The following is a 15,735-nucleotide window of genomic DNA, read 5'->3' on the forward strand; positions in this document are numbered from 1 at the left end:
TGTTACTCAAGCACAATGCGGCGGCCAGTGGTCTGGCCTTCGGTGCTGAGGCGGAGCAGGTAAATGCCCTTGGCCAAGCCCCGCAGGTCGAACGGGTGCTGGGTGGCGGCGGCCGAGTGGCGCACTTCCTGGTGCAGCACGGGCCGGCCCAGCGCGTCGAGCAGGTCGGCCGAAATCGTGCGGGCCGGACCTTCCACTTGCAGGGTAAAGCTGTGGTGGGCCGGGTTGGGGTAGCAGCTCAAACTCAGCTCGCGCAACGCCGATACGGTAGCATTGGGGCCCACGATGGTCAGGCGCACCGTGGTGGCCGGGCTCACGCAGGCATTCAGCGAATCGGCCACGTAGTAGGTGTAGGTGCCCTGCGTGGTGCGGCCGGTAGCAAAGCTGGGGCCGGCAAACAGGCGTTGGGTCAGGGCCGCGTCGGCGTACCACACGGCCACGCCGAAGGGCGCGGTGGTGGCTGTCAGGTCGGGAATGGCCTGGCCCTGCACGCCGAACTTATCGGCGGCCGTGGGCGCGGGGCGGGCCGCGGCGGCAAACTCATACGCCCCGATGTCGGGCGTCGAGGCATTGCGCGGGTTGTTGGCAATATCGACCACCACGCCGGCCACGGGCCGGGCTTTGCCGTCGAGGTTGCAGTTGGCGTTGGCCACGGGCCGCAGGTCGCCGGGCGTAATCAGGCTGAACACGGGGTTAGTCACCACGCTGGCCGCGTCCTGGGTGGTAGCCGTGCGCAGGGCCGCCAGCGTCGTCCGCTCAGCGCCGCCCACGTAAGCCAGCCGCCCGCTCTGGGCGAAGTAGGCGTTGTTGTCGATCAGGGTGAGGGGCGAGGCGGCGGCTTCGGTATACAGCGCGTAGGTGCGGCCGGCGGCCGGCGTGGCCGTCTGCAGGTTCACCAGGATGTTGTTCACCAGCGTCACGTCGCTCACGCCGGCCACAACGGCCACCGGGGCCGCAATGGGCGTGGTGCCCGCGGCCACGGTGCCCGTCAGGCGAATCGTGTTGTAAGCCAGGCGGTAGCCCCCGCCCAGGCTCATGTACACGCCCTGGGGCGTGAAGGCCACGCCGTCGTCGCCGTTGGCCCCAATGTCGGAAATCATGTTGTTGACCACGTTCACGTTGGCATTGGCCCCCGCGGCCGACAGCCGGATGCCCGATGCGCCGTAGCTGTTGCTGATGCCGAGGCCCGTGTGCACGATGTCGCGAATCTGGTTGGAGGTAATCAGGCCGTCGGCGGAAGTGCCGCTGACCACGATGCCGCTCACCGACGGGCTCACCGCCCGCGTGATGCCGGCCACGGTGTTGCCGTTCACCACGAAGCCCTGCGTGGCCGTGATGACGATGCCGCTGGTGCCAATCTTATCGGCCGCCGTGGCACTGCCGATGCTGTTATTGGCCGCCGTGAAGCTGACGCAGTTGCTCTGGGCCTGAATGCCCACGGCGGTGCGCCCGATGGAGCAGCCGCGCACGGTGCCGTTGGCCGCGCCGCTGAAGGCCACGCCGTAGGCCGTGGTCGGGCTGCTGCCCAGCATGCTCAGGCCGCGCAACGTTACGTCGGCCCCCGTCACGAAGACGATGCCGCTGCTGGCCGCCGTGCCGGTGTTGGTCAGCGCGAGGCTGCCGCTGTTGGGGCCGGCCGTAGCGCCTTCCAGCGTCACGTAGCTGGCGTCGATGATGAACAGCGGGGTGCTGGCCGCCGCCGTCAGCTGCACGCCGCGGTTGGGCGCGGGCCGGATCAGGACGGTGTTGGTGGCGTTGGAGCCGGTGTTGGGGCTCAGCGTCAGCGGGTAAGTTTCCGTTGGGTACGTAGCATCCAGCAGCTGCAACACCAGCGGGCCGTTCAGTTCCTTGCTGTTCAGATCGGCCACGGCGGCCGTGATGGTGGCGTAGTCGGCGGTAGCGGCCGTGCCCACGGTTTTGAGGCCGCTCAGCGTAGCCAGGATGCGGTAGCCATTCGGCTTGGTCGGCGCGCTACTGATGCTGGCCACCGACGTAGCGGCAAAGCCCGCGCCGGGCGAGGCACTCACGTTGGGCGGCGAAACCAGGTCCTGGGCCGTGACGAAGTACTGAATCGAGTCGCCGGCCACGGGTGCCGACTGCAGCTTGCTCACGTCCAGCGTGAACGAGTAGCTGGTGGTAGGCGAAGCGCCGGGCCCCACCCACTTCCAGCCGTTGCCGGTGGCATCGTTGGGCGCGGTGAAGACGTTGGCGTCGGTTTTTTTCTTGTAGTAGAGCCGGGGCGCGAAGGTGCCGCTGGCCACGCCGCTGGGGTCGGTGATGAGCACGCCGCCCAGGCCGCGGTTGCCGGTGCTGGCCGTGTTGGGCAGGCGCTGGTAGGCAATGCTGGGGCCCGACACGTCCACCACCAGGAAAGTGCCCTCATCGGCGCCCAGGTCGGGGGTGGCCACGGTGCGGGCGTTGCCGTCGATGTCGGTGGGTACGGGCAGGGGCGAGTTTGCCAGGGCCATGCCGCCGCTTTCGGCCTGAGTAGCCGCGCCGGGTTGCAGGTGCGGGTCGGTCAGCGGGTTGATGAAGGGCACGTTCTCCGTCACGGCGCTCTGGTCGGCCGGGGTGGCGCGCTGCTTGTACTGGGCCAGCGTCTGGTCGACGGCCGGGGTAGTAGCCACGCCGTAGAACAGGGGTTTCTCGGGCGAAGGCGCGCCGGCGTAGTACAGGTTGTTGTTGGAGGCCGGGGCCAGGTTGGTCAGCACGGCGGTGCTTTTGAAGAAGGCCGCCGCCACCCCGCCGCCCCCGCTGGGCAGCGTCATCAGGTTCACGAAGATGTTGTTGCGCAAGTCAACCGGGGGCGTGCCCGAAATGTAGAACGCGCCGCTCTTGTTGCTGGCCACCGTGGGCGTGCCGGTCAGCACCACCGTGTTGTGGTAGCAGTAGTTGTTGGTGCCGCCCCGAAAGCTCAGGGCCCGTACCGAGGTGCCCGCCGTGCTGGCCAGCGCCCGGATGTCGTACACGAAGTTGTTGTAGACGTAGTTGGTGGTGCCGGCCGTAATGTCCATGCCCGAGGCAAACCCGGTAGCGCCGGTGGCGGCCACGTCGTAGGTGTAGTTGCCGGCAATGGTGTGCGTGGTGCCGTTGTTGATGTAGATGGCCTGGGCCGCTGCCGACGAGGCCGTAGCCGTCAGGGCGTGCACGCGGTTGCCGATGATGTCGGCGCTGTTGCTGGTGCCGGTCGAGTAGATGCCGTACACGGCGCTGGTGCCGGTGAGGCCCGCCACCTCGGTGTTGGCTACTTTGGCCCCGGTCTGGGTGCGTAGGTAAATGCCGTAGACGATGCCCGTGGGCACGCTGGCCGGCCCCACCCCGATGTTCAGCACCCGGCTGGGCGCCCCATTCGGTAACATTCCGATTTCGTTGCCCGCGTCGTAGAGCGTGCCGCCGGCGTCGATGTTGTAGCCGTAGAAGCAGTCCTGCACCGTGTTCGACAGGAAGCGGTTCTGGTTGTTGTTGCCGTCCTGTAGATACACCCCGTACGTTTTGGTGGTGTTGGCGCGGTTCAAATCCACGGTGCTGTTCTGCACTAGGTTATTGGTCGCGCCATTCTTGAGCCAGAAGCCAAACTCCAGCTGCTGCGCGGCCGTGGTGTTGGTGGCCGCGTCCGTCACGTCGATGCCGTCGAAAGTCACGTAGTCGGCCCCGTCCAGGGTGAGGCCGGCGTCGGTGGCGCCGGTGCCCACGCCCTGCAGGCGCGGGTTGGCCCCGGTGCCGTCTTTCTGAAACACGATGCGGCCGGCGGCCGTGCCACTGGCGGTAATAGCGGGCGTCAGCTCGGCAAACACGCTGCCGCTCTTCACCTGAAACGTGACGCCCGCCGTGCCCACGCCCCCGGCATTCAGGGCGTTGATGGCCGCGCTGAACGTCGCGTAGTTGTTGGCGCCCGAGCCGGCCGGGTCGATGGTTTTGGTGCCGGTGAGCTGGGCCGTGGCGGAGTGCGCCAAACCCAGCAGCAGCAGGGGGTAGAGAAGTAGCCTCATACGCAATAGGGGGTAGGGGAGGGGATGGTAGAAAAACTTGTTCAAGATAGACAAAAGCGCGCGTAGCCGGGTGGGCCGCCGCCGCGGGCAAGCCAAGGGTCGGGTTATTTCGTAGACTTCCTACGGAGGAAAATTTTGGGTTCGGTGGCGGCTAAGCAGCTGGCTATTTTCACGATAAGCCAGACAAAATGCGCCTCCGGTGGTTAAACAGTCAATTCTGAGCGCAACGGTAATAACCTTCCGGGGGCCAAGCTCGTCAGTAGTCCGTAGTCTATTCCTGTTTTCCTTATGGTTCCATCTGCTTACCCCGCCGGCTCGGTGCGCGCCCTGCTGGCTACCGACCAGGTAACGGACGCCACGCGCGCGGCCCTGGAAGCCCGCCTGCACGCCCCGGCCTACGAGCCGCAGTTTTTCGACGCGGCCACCTACGAGCTGCTGCGCCAGGTGGCGGCCCGCCTGCTGCCCCAGCCCGACCGGGATTCGCCCATCGAGCTGGCCCCCGGTATCGACCAGCGCCTGCTCACGGGCGGCTCCGACGGCTGGCGCTACGACGTGCTGCCCCCCGACCGGGAAGCCTACCGGCTGGGTTTGGGCGGTATCCGGGAAAGCGCCAAGCTATTGTTTGAGCAGGAGTTTGAGCAGCTGACCGGCGAGCAGCAGGACGCCGTGCTGCAAGCTGTTCAGGAAAACACGGCCCCCGGCCCGGCCTGGCAAACCCTGGCCGCCACCCGCTTTTTCGAGGAGCTGCTGGCCGAGCTGACCGAAACCTACTACGCCCACCCCCTGGCCCAGGAGGAAATCGGCTACGCGGGCATGGCCGACGTGCCCGGCTGGACGAAAATCGGCCTCAACCAAAAAGAAGACCGGGAACCGGCGGAGCAGTGATTTAGTGACTTAGCGACTTAATGAGTTGTCATTCAGTTGATGCCACTTCGGACAGTCAGAATGCCAATTCCTAATACGTCTTTAAAACACTTACTCACGGATTCACTAAATCACTAACTCGCTAAATCACCGCATATGCCCGACGAAGAAACCCTGGAAGAAGGCGTGCTGAACCCCGTTAAGCCCGAAATTCAGGACCCGCTGCTGCAAAGCCTGCTGGCTGATACGCCGGCGGCCGAAACGCCGATTGTGCCCCAGCCCGCGCCGCTGGAAATTCCCGTGCCGGCCGAAACCGTGGACTGCATCGTCATCGGGACCGGGGCCGGCGGGGCGCCGCTGCTGGCCCGCCTGGCTATGGCCGGCCTGAAGGTGGTGGCCCTGGAAGCCGGCCCGTGGCACGACCCCAAAAAGGACTTTGCCACCGACGAAAAAGCCCAGGAGTTTCTGTTCTGGAACGACGAGCGGCTCTCGGCGGGCCAGGACCCGGTGGCCTTCGGCAAAAACAACTCCGGTACCGGCGTGGGCGGCTCCACGCTGCACTACACGGCCTACACGCCCCGCCCCCGGCCCGCCGACCTGCACCTGCACCGCGACTTCGGCGTGGGCGTCGACTGGCCCTTCGGCTACGAGGAGCTGGAGCCGTATTTCGAGGAGCTGGAGCAGTTTCTGGGTATTTCGGGCCCCACGCCCTACCCCTGGGGGCCCAGCCGCCGCAAGGGGTACCCGCTGGCCCCGCTGCCGCTCAACGGCGCGGCCCAACTGATGCAGCGCGGCTGCGAAAAGCTTGGCATCCAAACCTCGCCGGCGGCCAACGCGGCGCTGTCGGGGCGCTACTACCAGGAAGGCATTGGCTGGCGCGAGGCCTGCACCAACCGGGGCTTTTGCCAGGCCGGGTGCAGCACCGGGGCCAAAGCCAGCATGGACGTCACGTTTTTGCCTCTGGCCGCCGCCCACGGCGCCGATACCCGGCCGGGCTGCTACGTCACGGAAATCGAGCGGGACGACACGGGTAAAATCACCGGCGTTATCTACCAGCGGAACGGGCAGGAGCAGCGGCTGCGCTGCCGCCACCTGTTTCTGTGCGCCGGCGCCATCGAAACGCCCCGCCTGCTGCTGCTCAACGAGCTGGCCCTGAGCAGCGGGCACGTAGGCCGCAACTTTATGTCGCACACGGCCATTCAGGTGTTCGGCACGTTCGAGGAAGCCGTGCGGCCCTACAAGGGCATTCCGGGCGCGTTGATTTCCGAGGAAACCCACCGGCCTACGGATGCGGATTTTGCCGGTGGCTACCTGCTGCAAAGCATTGGCATTATGCCCGTCACGTTTGCCGGGCAGGTAGCCCGGGGCCGCAAGCTGTGGGGAGAATCTTTGCGGCGCTACATGCAGCAGTACAACCACGTGGCCGGCATCAACATCCTGGGCGACTGTCTGCCCCACGCCGACAACTTCCTGGAGCTGGCCGAGGAGAAGGACGCGCGCGGGCTGGCCAAGCCCCGCATCCACTTCACCAATCACGACAACGAAATCCGGATGACCAACCACGCCGAAAAGCTGATGCGTCGCATCTGGGAAGCGGCTGGGGCCACCGACATCTGGGCGTTTCCCCGCTCGGCCCACATCATCGGCACGGCCCGCATGGGCCTTTCGGGCGACGATGCGGTGGTGGATGCCAACGGCAAGGCCTTCGACGTGCCCAACCTCTACATCTGCGACAATTCGGTGTTTCCCAGCGCCCTGGGCGTCAATCCGGCCCTGACCATCATGGCCCTGGCCCTGCGCACCGCCGATAAGTTTCTGGAAAACCAACGGTAGCGGATAGAACGACAATTCCCCTCCTTTTTTCAAATTCCGCGCATCAAGCGGCGTGGGTGCCCGAAGGGCGGGGTGGTTAATCATTGTTTAGCCGAACGATTACGGCGTGCTTAAACAATTTGCCATTCAAGGTTTTATCAAACTAAACAACACCAGCTAGCGAGGTCAACCACCCCCAACCCCTCCTTATCTAAGGAGGGGAGCTTTGTTCAAGCGACATCACATGGCCAAAAACTTTCTAAAGCACATCAAAACCCGATTCGGGGAAGGCAACTACGCCGGCGACGAGTTCGGCGGGGCCGGGGGGCGCGACGGCAGCGGCCTGCCTACCGGGGACCCCGGCAACTTCATGTTTGCCACCGGCATCGAATGCTCCTACCCGACCATCGACCACGGCAAAACCCGCCGCGACCTGCTGGCCGAGTGCGGGCACTACGACCGGTGGAAGGAAGACCTGGCCCTGGTAAAAGACATGGGACTGAAGGTGTTGCGCTACGGCCTGCCCTACTACAGCATCCATCTGGGCCCCGGGAAGTACGACTGGGAGTTTGCCGACCAGGTGATGGCCGAGATGCAGCGCCTGGAAATCACCCCGATTCTGGATCTGCTCCACTTCGGGGTGCCCAACTGGCTCGGCGACTTTCAGAACCCTGAGCTGCCCGTGTACTTCGCCGAGTATGCCGAGGCCGTGGCCCGGCGCTACCCCTGGGTGCGCTACTACACGCCCGTCAATGAGGTGTTCGTCACGGCTCGCATGAGCGCCAAGGATGGTATCTGGAACGAGCAGCTCAAGTCGGAACGGGGCTTCGTGACGGCCATCAAGCACTTGGTGGCGGCCAGCATCATGGCCAACCAGCAGATTGCCCAGGTGCGGCCCGACTGCATCATCGTGCAAAGCGAGTCGGCCGAGTACATCCATGAGCTGCGCGCCAACCCCTGCGCCCGCATCAAGCTGGAAAACAAGCTGCGCTTCCTGGCCCTGGACCTGCTCTACGCCCACCACCCTGATGCCGACGTGCTCAACTACCTCTACGACAACGGTATGACGCGCGAGGAGTACGACTGGTTTATGGCCGGCGAGCCGCCGGGCTACCAGGTGATGGGCAATGATTACTACGGCCGCAACGAGCGAATTATTCTGCCCAACGGCGAGGAGTGCACCAGCATGGACGTGCTGGGCTGGTACAACATCACCCACGAGTACTACCTGCGCTACCGCAAGCCGGTGATGCACACCGAAACCAACGTCTTCAACGCCCACGAAGCCCCGACCTGGCTTTGGAAGCAGTGGGTCAACATCCTCAGGATGCGCGAGGAAGGCATCCCGGTGCTGGGCTTCACCTGGTATTCCCTCATCGACCAGGTCGACTGGGACATCGGCCTGGCCCAGAAAATCGGCAAAGTCAACGCCTGCGGCCTGTTCGACCTCGACCGGAACCCGCGCAAGGTGTCGGTGGCTTACCGCCAGCTCTTGCAGGAATACGGACAGATTACCATCGTGCCCCACGGCGAGATGTTCCAGGTGACCAAGGAGCCGGCTATTCTAAAAGTGGAGGTGTAAGGGTATGGTTCGGCCATCAGGAGGCAGTAAAAGCAGTCATTCAGTTGATGGGTAGAGCGGCATTCTTCTATATTTGACGGGTAGCTTACTTTACTCAAACCAAGTACTAAGAAGATGGGCCGGATAACCTGCGCACTGCTGGCAGCTATTGTAGGAATAGCTGCATTTCGAAAATTCGATTTCGAAACCTTACGATTTGAAAATACGGGCTTAGGAATCCTGTACGTAGCGGCATTCGTGTTCTTCGTGGTTGTCGCGGTAAGAAGTAAGGGCGACGCCGAAAAATCGGAGAAGTAGGCCGTTGCGGGCAGCGGAGTAACCCGCTACGCTGCCCGGTAGCTGCCGCGCTTCGCTTGCAATGACTCGTTAAACCAAAAGAGCCGGCCTCCTTGCGGGGGCCGGCTCTTTGTGCAGAAAAAGGTAGGTCAGGTACGTACTAAGCTAAACCGTAGCGGCGGCAATATGTTCGGTGGGCATCTCCACGTCCACGCCCAGGCCTTTGGCAATGGCCATGCCCAGGCGGATGTCGGCGCGGAACCAGTGGCAGAGCTGGCGCTGGGTGATGAGGTCTTTCTTGGGGCCCTCGATGCCGCTCATCGAGCCCACCACGTTGCTGATCAGGTTCTTCTGCGCCTGAGCGTCGAGCAGGCGGAACAGGTTGCCGGCTTGCGTGTAGTGGTCGTCGTTGCCGGGGCCGGCGTTCCGGTCGTAGCGGTCGGCGAAGAGGCCGTCGAGCTCCTGGGCGGGTTCCCCGACGGTTTTGTCTTCCACGGGGCCATCGAAGGAGTTGGGGAAGTAGTTGGGGCCGGGGCCGCCGTTGTCGCCGAGGGCCATGCGGCCGTCGCGCTGGTAGTTGCTGAAGCCGTAGGGGCAGGCATTCACGGGCAGGTGCTCGTAGTTGACGCCCAGACGGTAGCGGTGCGCATCGGGGTAGCTCAGGATACGGCCCTGCAGCATTTTGTCGGGCGAGTAGCCGATGCCGTCTACCACGTGGGCCGGCGAAAAGGCCGCCTGCTCGACGTGGGCGTGGTAGTTGACGGGTACCTCGTTCAGCTCCATTACGCCCACCTCGTGCAGCGGGAACTCACCCTGGGGCCATACTTTGGTCAGGTCGAAGGGGTTCCAGCGGAAGGTTTTGGCCTGCTCATCGGTCATCACCTGGATGAACATCTTCCAGCGGGGGAAATTGCCGTTGTCGATGGCCGCTACCAGGTCGTGCTGGGCGAAGTCGGCGTCCTCGCCCTTCATCCGGATGGCGTCCTCGTTCGAGAAGTTTTTCACGCCCTGCTCGGTGCGGAAGTGGAATTTCACCCACACCCGCTCGTTTTCGGCGTTGATCAGCGAGAAAGTATGGGAGCCGTAGCCGTGCATGTGGCGGTAGCCGTAGGGCGTGCCCCGGTCACTCATCAGAATCGTGACCTGGTGCAGGCTTTCGGGGTTCAGGCTCCAGAAGTCCCACATCATCGTGGGCGACTTGCGGTTGGAGCGGGCCTCGCGCTTCTGGGTGTGGATAAAGTCGGGAAACTTCACCGGGTCTTTCACGAAGAACACCGGCGTGTTATTGCCCACCAGGTCCCAGTTGCCGTCTTCGGTGTAGAACTTCAGGGCGAAGCCGCGGGGGTCCCGCTCGGTGTCGGCCGAGCCTTTCTCGCCGCCCACGGTGCTGAAACGGGCAAACATGCGGCACTCGTTGCCGATTTTGCTGAACAGCTTGGCCCGGGTCAGGTGGGTAATGTCGTGGGTGACGGTGAAGGTACCGTAGGCCCCCGAGCCCTTGGCGTGCACTACGCGCTCCGGAATCCGCTCCCGGTTGAAGTGGGCCAGCTTTTCGTGCAGGAAGTAGTCTTGCAGCAGCAAGGGGCCGCGGGCACCGGCCGAAACCGAGTTCTGGTTGTCGAATATCGGGCGGCCCGCCGCCGTGGTCAGCTTCTTGGGTTGCGTGGATTCTTCCATGAGAGTAGCAGTGTAGAGTGAAAGGATAGGGAAAGCGCCGGGAGTAGCGGCGGACAAAGGTTGAGCTTCTACAGTTATAATGAAAATTGATATTTATGATACAGTTATAGTTAATGACTATATTTGCGCTATGAATCTGCAACAGCTCGAATACCTCGTGGCCCTCGATACCCACCGGCAATTTGTGCTGGCCGCCGAAAAATGCTTTGTCACCCAGCCCACCCTGAGCATGCAGGTGCAGAAGCTGGAAGAGGAGCTGGGCGTGCTGCTCTTCGACCGGACCACCAAGGGCGTGCGGCCCACGGCGGTGGGCGAGAAGGTGGTGCAGCAGGCCCGGCAGGTGCTGCGCGAGGTGCAGCAGCTCCACGAGGTAGTGCAGCTCGAAAAGGGCGACCTGGTGGGCGAGCTGCGCCTGGGCGTGATTCCGACGCTGGCGCCCTACCTGGTGCCGCTGTTTCTGGTGGAGCTGGCCGCGCGCTACCCCCAGCTGCGCCTGCACGTGGAAGAGCTGCAGTCGGCCGCCATTATGCAGCGCCTCAAAGACCACACCCTCGACGTGGGCCTGCTCGTGACGCCGCTGGAAGACCGGGCCCTGCGCGAAATTCCGGTGCTGGAAGAGCCGTTTCTGGGCTACGTGGCCGAAGGGCATCCGCTGTATAGCAAGGAGCTGCTGACGCCCGCCGACCTCGACGCCGACGGCCTCTGGCTGCTCCAGCAGGGCCACTGCTTCCGCCATCAGGTGCTCAACCTCTGCAACCCGCCCGCGCCGGCCACGCCCCGGCCCTACACCTACGAAAGCGGCTCCATCGAAACCCTGAAGCAGCTGGTGGCCCGCACCAACGGCTACACGCTGGTGCCGGAGCTTTCGGTGCTCGACGAGGTGGGTCAGAACCCGATGGTGAAGCGCTTTGCCGCGCCCGAGCCGGTGCGGGAGGTGAGTTTGGTGGTCCACCACGGCTTCGTGCGCCTGCCGCTGCTGGCTACCCTGCGCGACGTTATTCTGGCCCAGCTGCCGGCGCGGCTGCAAGTGGGCCGGGCCGGGCAAAAGATTCGGTGGAAGTAACGGCCGAGCTTGCGCCAAAGCCGGGTGCTTTCCGTACGTCAGGGAAAGCAACTGCCCGATTTCATGCCCCAACCGATTGACTTGCCCGCGCTGGAAGCGGGCACCGGCCCGCTAACCTTTGTTTTTCTGCACTACTGGGCCGGCAGCGGCCGGGAATGGCAGCTGGTCCTGGATGAGCTCAGCCCCGATTTTCACGGCCTGGCCCCCGACCTGCGCGGCTTCGGGGCCGCCCCGGCCCCGGCCAGCGGCTACGCCGTGGCAGACTACGCCGCCGACGTGCTGGCCTTTATCCAGCAGCGCGGCCTAACCAACTTCGTGCTGGTGGGCCACTCGATGGGGGCCAAGACGGCCATGTTTGTGGCTTCCGAGCAGCCCGCCGGCCTGCGGGGCCTGGTGCTGCTGGCCCCGTCGCCGCCCACCATCGAGCCCATGACCGACGAGGAGCGCCAGGCTTCGCTCAAGGCCTTCGGGCGGCCCGAAGCGGCGGCCGCTACGTTTGCCAAAATCGTGGTGCGGCCGGTGGCGGAGCAGGTCAAGGCCACGATTATCGAAGACAACCTGCGCGCTTCCCACCCGGCCTGGGACGCGTGGATGCGCTCCGGCAGCCGGGAAAATATTGCTGCCCGCCTGTGCCTGGTGCAAGTGCCCTGCCTCATCATCACCGGCAGCGCCGACCCGATTATGTCGCCCTCGGTGCACGGCCTGGAAACCCTGCCCTACCTGCCTGAAGGTACGCCGCTGGAAATCCTCGGCGGCGTGGGCCACCTGCCCCCACTGGAAGCCCCGGTGGAAGTAGCCCGGCTGCTGCGGGAGTTCGTTGGGAAACACGGATTGTAGTTTGTTAGGCGGTTGTGTAGAGCATCGTGTTTATTACGCAGATGCGAGACACCTTGTGTGCTGACATTCCTCAGGTAGTTCCTTATGATATCATCCGCTACAACGCTGCCCGAAATTCTCGTTGTGTTACGCCTGTTTTGGCGGCGGCAAGGCATTGCCGGCCTGCCCATACCTTTGCTATCTGTGCGGGAAATTGCTGCTGTGCATGGCCTTGTGCTGCCACCCGACTTCGAGCAGCTGTACTCCACAGTCAATGGTATGCCGCAGATCTATCCGAGTGATATGGACGAGAATGGGTTTTCAGTTCTACCTGTGGAGGCCCTGCACCCGCAGCAGCAGGATTTTCTGGTAATACACGACCAGAAGGCCAGGCATGAGCAAATGGCCGTAACGGTCTTCGTCGATTATCTACAGGGGTGCTGGTGGTACGGGTTTGCGGCCGATGCCAGCGGCGAAACCTACCGAATCGGGATTATGCCAGCCAAAGGAGTGTTCAAGGTGCTGACCACATCCCTGGCGGAGTTTCTGCAGTGGTATGTGGAAGATGCCGATGCGCTGTACCACTCCGACTATACTTTCGAGACGCTACTGTAGGCTGGGCTGACCAACGAATGCCGCCTGGTTTTCCGCAACTTTACCTGCATGAAGTTTCTGCTGTTTCTAAGTCTGCTCGTCGTGGCTACCGCCTGCGCCGTTTCCCATAAGACCACCTCCAAGGTTCCTGATTTTGCCGCCTACCCGACTTACACCGGCTCCGACCTGGGCTTGACGTTCGTGCGGGGGCAGGCCACGCTGCGGGTGTGGGCGCCCACGGCCGAGGCTTTGCAGCTCAAGCTCTACGCCGAAGGCACGGGCGGGGCGCCGGTGGCAACCTACGCCATGCAAAAATCCACGGGTGGGACCTGGGTGTACCAGCTGCCGGCCCGGCCGCCGGGGCGGTTTTACGTGGTGCAGGCCACGATTGGGGGCAAACAAATGGCCGAGGTACCCGACCCCTACGTGCACGCCGTGGGCCTCAACGGCCTGCGCGGGGCCCTGCTCGACCCGGCCACGGCCAGCCCCGCCGCCTGGCCCGACGACCGGCGGCCCGAGCTGAAACAGGCCACCGACATCGTCATTGGCGAAGCCCACGTGCGCGACTTGAGCATGCATCCGCAGTCGGGCATCGCGCACAAGGGCAAATTCCTGGGCCTGACGGAAACCGGCACCCACGGCCCCGAGGGCGTGAGCACCGGCTTGGCGCACGTGCAGGAGCTGGGCATCACCCACCTGCACCTGCTGCCCACCAACGATTTTGCCTCCGTGGACGAAAGCCGCCTGGAGGAAAACCGTTACAACTGGGGCTACGACCCGCTGCACTATTCCGTGCCCGAGGGCAGCTATAGCACCGACCCCGCCGACCCGGCCGCCCGCATCCGGGAGCTGAAGCAGCTGGTCCAGACCCTGCACCGCCGCGAGCTGCGCTTGGTGCTCGACGTGGTGTACAACCACACCGCCGACGCCGCCCGCAGCTCTTTCGACCAGCTCGTGCCGGGTTATTATTACCGCCAAAAGCCCGACGGCACCTATTCCGACGCCACGGCCTGCGGCAACGAAGTGGCTTCCGAGCGGACGATGGTGCGCAAGCTCATCGTGGAGTCGGTGGCGTACTGGGCCCGGGAATACCACGTCGACGGCTTCCGCTTCGACCTCATGGGCGTGCTCGACTTGCGCACCATGCGGGCCGTGCGCGTGGCCCTCGACGAAATTGACCACAGCATTTTCGTGTACGGGGAAGGCTGGACGGCCGGCAGTAGCCCTTTGCCCGAAACCGAGCGGGCCGTGAAAGCCAATATCCTGAAGCTGGACCGGGTTGCGGCCTTCGGCGACGAGCTGCGCGACGGGGTGAAGGGCCACTACGCCCGCCAGACCGAGCCCGGCTTTGCCAGCGGGCAGCCCGGCCTGGAGGAAAGCGTGAAGTTCGGCATCGTGGGGGCCACCCAGCACCCGCAGCTCGACTATGCCAAGGTGAACTACTCGAAGGCGCCCTGGGCTACGGAGCCCGGCCAGGCCATCAACTACGTAGCCTGCCACGACGACCGGGTACTCTGGGACAAGCTCACGGTGGCCAACCCCGGCGCTTCGGAAGAAGAGCTGCTGCGGATGGACGTGCTCAGCAACACCATCGTCTTTACCAGCCAGGGCGTGCCGTTTTTGCCCGTCGGCGACGAGTTTCTGCGCACCAAGGGCGGCTCCCACAACTCCTACAACCTGCCCGACAACGTGAACCAGCTCGACTGGGCCCGCAAGGCGCGGTACCGGAGCGTGTTCGGGTTTTACCAGCAGCTCATCGGCCTGCGCCGCGCCCACCCGGCCTTCCGCCTGCCCACCCGGGCGCTGGTCGAAAAGCACCTGGCGTTTCTGCCCGCCATGCCGGCCAATACCATCGGCTACCAGCTGCTGCACCACGCCGGCAACGACGACTGGGGCACGATTACGGTGCTGCTGAACGGCAACCGCGCGCCAGCCACCGTGCCCGCGCCGGCCGGGACGTACACGGTAGTGCTGCGCGGCCAGGAAATCAACCAGAAAGGTCTGGGTACGCTGACCGTAGCCGCCGGCCAGCCCCTGACGCTGCCCGCCTCTTCGGCCCTGATTCTGGTGCAGCCCTAGCTCGGCCGTCGTAACCGTGGGGCCGCCGATGGGGTAAGACCCTTGGGACGGACTGGACTTGTTCCGCCCGCGCTGCCTCACCCCCCACGAATGACTTTACTTTCGGAAATGAGCCGGGCCTGGCGCCGGCACTGGCCGCACTACGCGGCCGAGGCGGTGGGCATCGGTGTTTTTATGCTGTGCGGCAGCCTGCTCACCATCCTGTTTGAGCACCCGGACTTTCCAGGGTATCAGGCCTTGGCCAGCCAGGAAGTACTGCGCCGGGCCGGTATCGGGCTGGGCATGGCCCTGGTTATCGTGGGTATCGTCTACAATCCGTGGGGCAAGAAGTCGGGGGCGCACATCAACCCGGCCGTGACGCTGGGCTTCTGGCAGCTGGGCAAAATCCGGCGGGCCGACGCGCTGTGGTATCTGCTGGCCCAGGTGGTTGGGGCCCTGCTGATGGGGCAGGTGCTCAAAGCCGTGCTCGGCGCTTACTTTGCCCACCCCGCCGTCAACTACCTGGTGACGGCGCCCAAGCCGCCGCACGGGCTTGGCGTCGCCTTTGCCGCCGAGTTCGTCATTTCCTTTGCATTAATGCTGGTGTTGCTGCTGGCCCTGCACCACGCCACGCTCAAAAAAGCCGCCGGCTGGCTGATCGGCATGTTGCTATTCCTGTACATCACCTTCGAAACGCCGCTCTCGGGCATGAGCCTCAACCCGGCCCGCACCCTGGGCAGCGCCGTAGCCGCCGGCCACTACCGGGGCCTGTGGCTGTACTGGGTAGCGCCGCTGGCCGGCATGTGGCTGGCAGCCGTCTTTTTCAACAAAGCCCATAAAGGCCAGGAGCTGGCCTGCGCCATCCTGGCCGGCTGCGACGCGGCACCCAACACACCGCACGCCACCGAGCCACCAGTATACCCGCAGGAGCGGTGAAATGGTGAATGAGTGAAGTAGAAAAACGTGTCCCTGCGAGCTTGCGAAGCACTCCGTCCTCTGCTAGC

Annotated in this window: 10 protein-coding genes; 8 read left to right on the forward strand and 2 right to left on the reverse strand. The window is 64.3% G+C overall.

The features are described from left to right. Window positions 1–2: 2 nt before the first annotated feature. On the reverse strand, window positions 3–3,989 hold the full coding sequence (locus tag E5K00_RS13915; protein ID WP_135463932.1) for a T9SS type A sorting domain-containing protein: 3,987 nt from the start codon (window positions 3,987–3,989) through the stop codon (window positions 3–5). Between the two features lie 288 nt (window positions 3,990–4,277). Between E5K00_RS13915 and E5K00_RS13920 the strand changes: the two genes are divergently transcribed. The 3 genes from E5K00_RS13920 (at window position 4,278) to E5K00_RS13930 (ending at window position 8,247) form a co-directional block, all read left to right on the forward strand. Continuing rightward, window positions 4,278–4,874, forward strand: a complete 597-nt coding sequence (locus E5K00_RS13920) for a gluconate 2-dehydrogenase subunit 3 family protein (RefSeq protein WP_135463933.1) — start codon at window positions 4,278–4,280, stop codon at window positions 4,872–4,874. Window positions 4,875–5,009: 135 nt separating this feature from the next. Then, window positions 5,010–6,686: a GMC family oxidoreductase gene (locus tag E5K00_RS13925; RefSeq protein WP_135463934.1), complete on the forward strand. Its 1,677-nt coding sequence runs from the start codon at window positions 5,010–5,012 to the stop codon at window positions 6,684–6,686. A 223-nt stretch (window positions 6,687–6,909) separates the two neighbouring features. Next, window positions 6,910–8,247, forward strand: a complete 1,338-nt coding sequence (locus tag E5K00_RS13930) for a family 1 glycosylhydrolase (RefSeq protein ID WP_135463935.1) — start codon at window positions 6,910–6,912, stop codon at window positions 8,245–8,247. Between the two features lie 441 nt (window positions 8,248–8,688). Here E5K00_RS13930 and E5K00_RS13940 read toward each other — a convergent pair whose 3' ends face one another. Continuing rightward, a complete protein-coding gene (locus tag E5K00_RS13940) occupies window positions 8,689–10,200 on the reverse strand; it encodes a catalase (protein ID WP_135463937.1) in 1,512 nt (503 codons plus the stop codon). Between the two features lie 130 nt (window positions 10,201–10,330). Between E5K00_RS13940 and E5K00_RS13945 the strand changes: the two genes are divergently transcribed. From E5K00_RS13945 to E5K00_RS13965, 5 genes are all read left to right on the forward strand, one after another. Beyond that, window positions 10,331–11,263 carry a hydrogen peroxide-inducible genes activator gene (locus tag E5K00_RS13945; RefSeq protein WP_135463938.1) on the forward strand — a complete coding sequence of 311 codons (933 nt, stop codon included), beginning with the start codon at window positions 10,331–10,333 and terminating at the stop codon, window positions 11,261–11,263. A 63-nt stretch (window positions 11,264–11,326) separates the two neighbouring features. Further along, on the forward strand, window positions 11,327–12,100 hold the full coding sequence (locus tag E5K00_RS13950; protein WP_135463939.1) for an alpha/beta fold hydrolase: 774 nt from the start codon (window positions 11,327–11,329) through the stop codon (window positions 12,098–12,100). 84 nt (window positions 12,101–12,184) lie between these two features. After that, window positions 12,185–12,694 (forward strand): hypothetical protein, encoded by a 510-nt coding sequence (locus E5K00_RS13955; RefSeq protein WP_135463940.1) that lies wholly within the window; start codon window positions 12,185–12,187, stop codon window positions 12,692–12,694. Window positions 12,695–12,742: 48 nt separating this feature from the next. Further along, complete coding sequence (gene pulA, locus E5K00_RS13960; RefSeq protein WP_135463941.1) at window positions 12,743–14,752, forward strand: type I pullulanase; 2,010 nt, start codon at window positions 12,743–12,745, stop codon at window positions 14,750–14,752. A gap of 90 nt (window positions 14,753–14,842) precedes the next feature. Beyond that, the gene (locus E5K00_RS13965) at window positions 14,843–15,667 is read left to right on the forward strand and encodes an MIP/aquaporin family protein (protein WP_135463942.1); all 825 of its coding nucleotides are present in this window, start codon (window positions 14,843–14,845) and stop codon (window positions 15,665–15,667) included. The last annotated feature ends 68 nt before the right edge of the window (window positions 15,668–15,735 follow it).

The sequence above is a fragment of the Hymenobacter aquaticus genome (genome assembly GCF_004765605.1).
GTDB classification, from domain to species: Bacteria; Bacteroidota; Bacteroidia; order Cytophagales; family Hymenobacteraceae; genus Hymenobacter; species Hymenobacter aquaticus.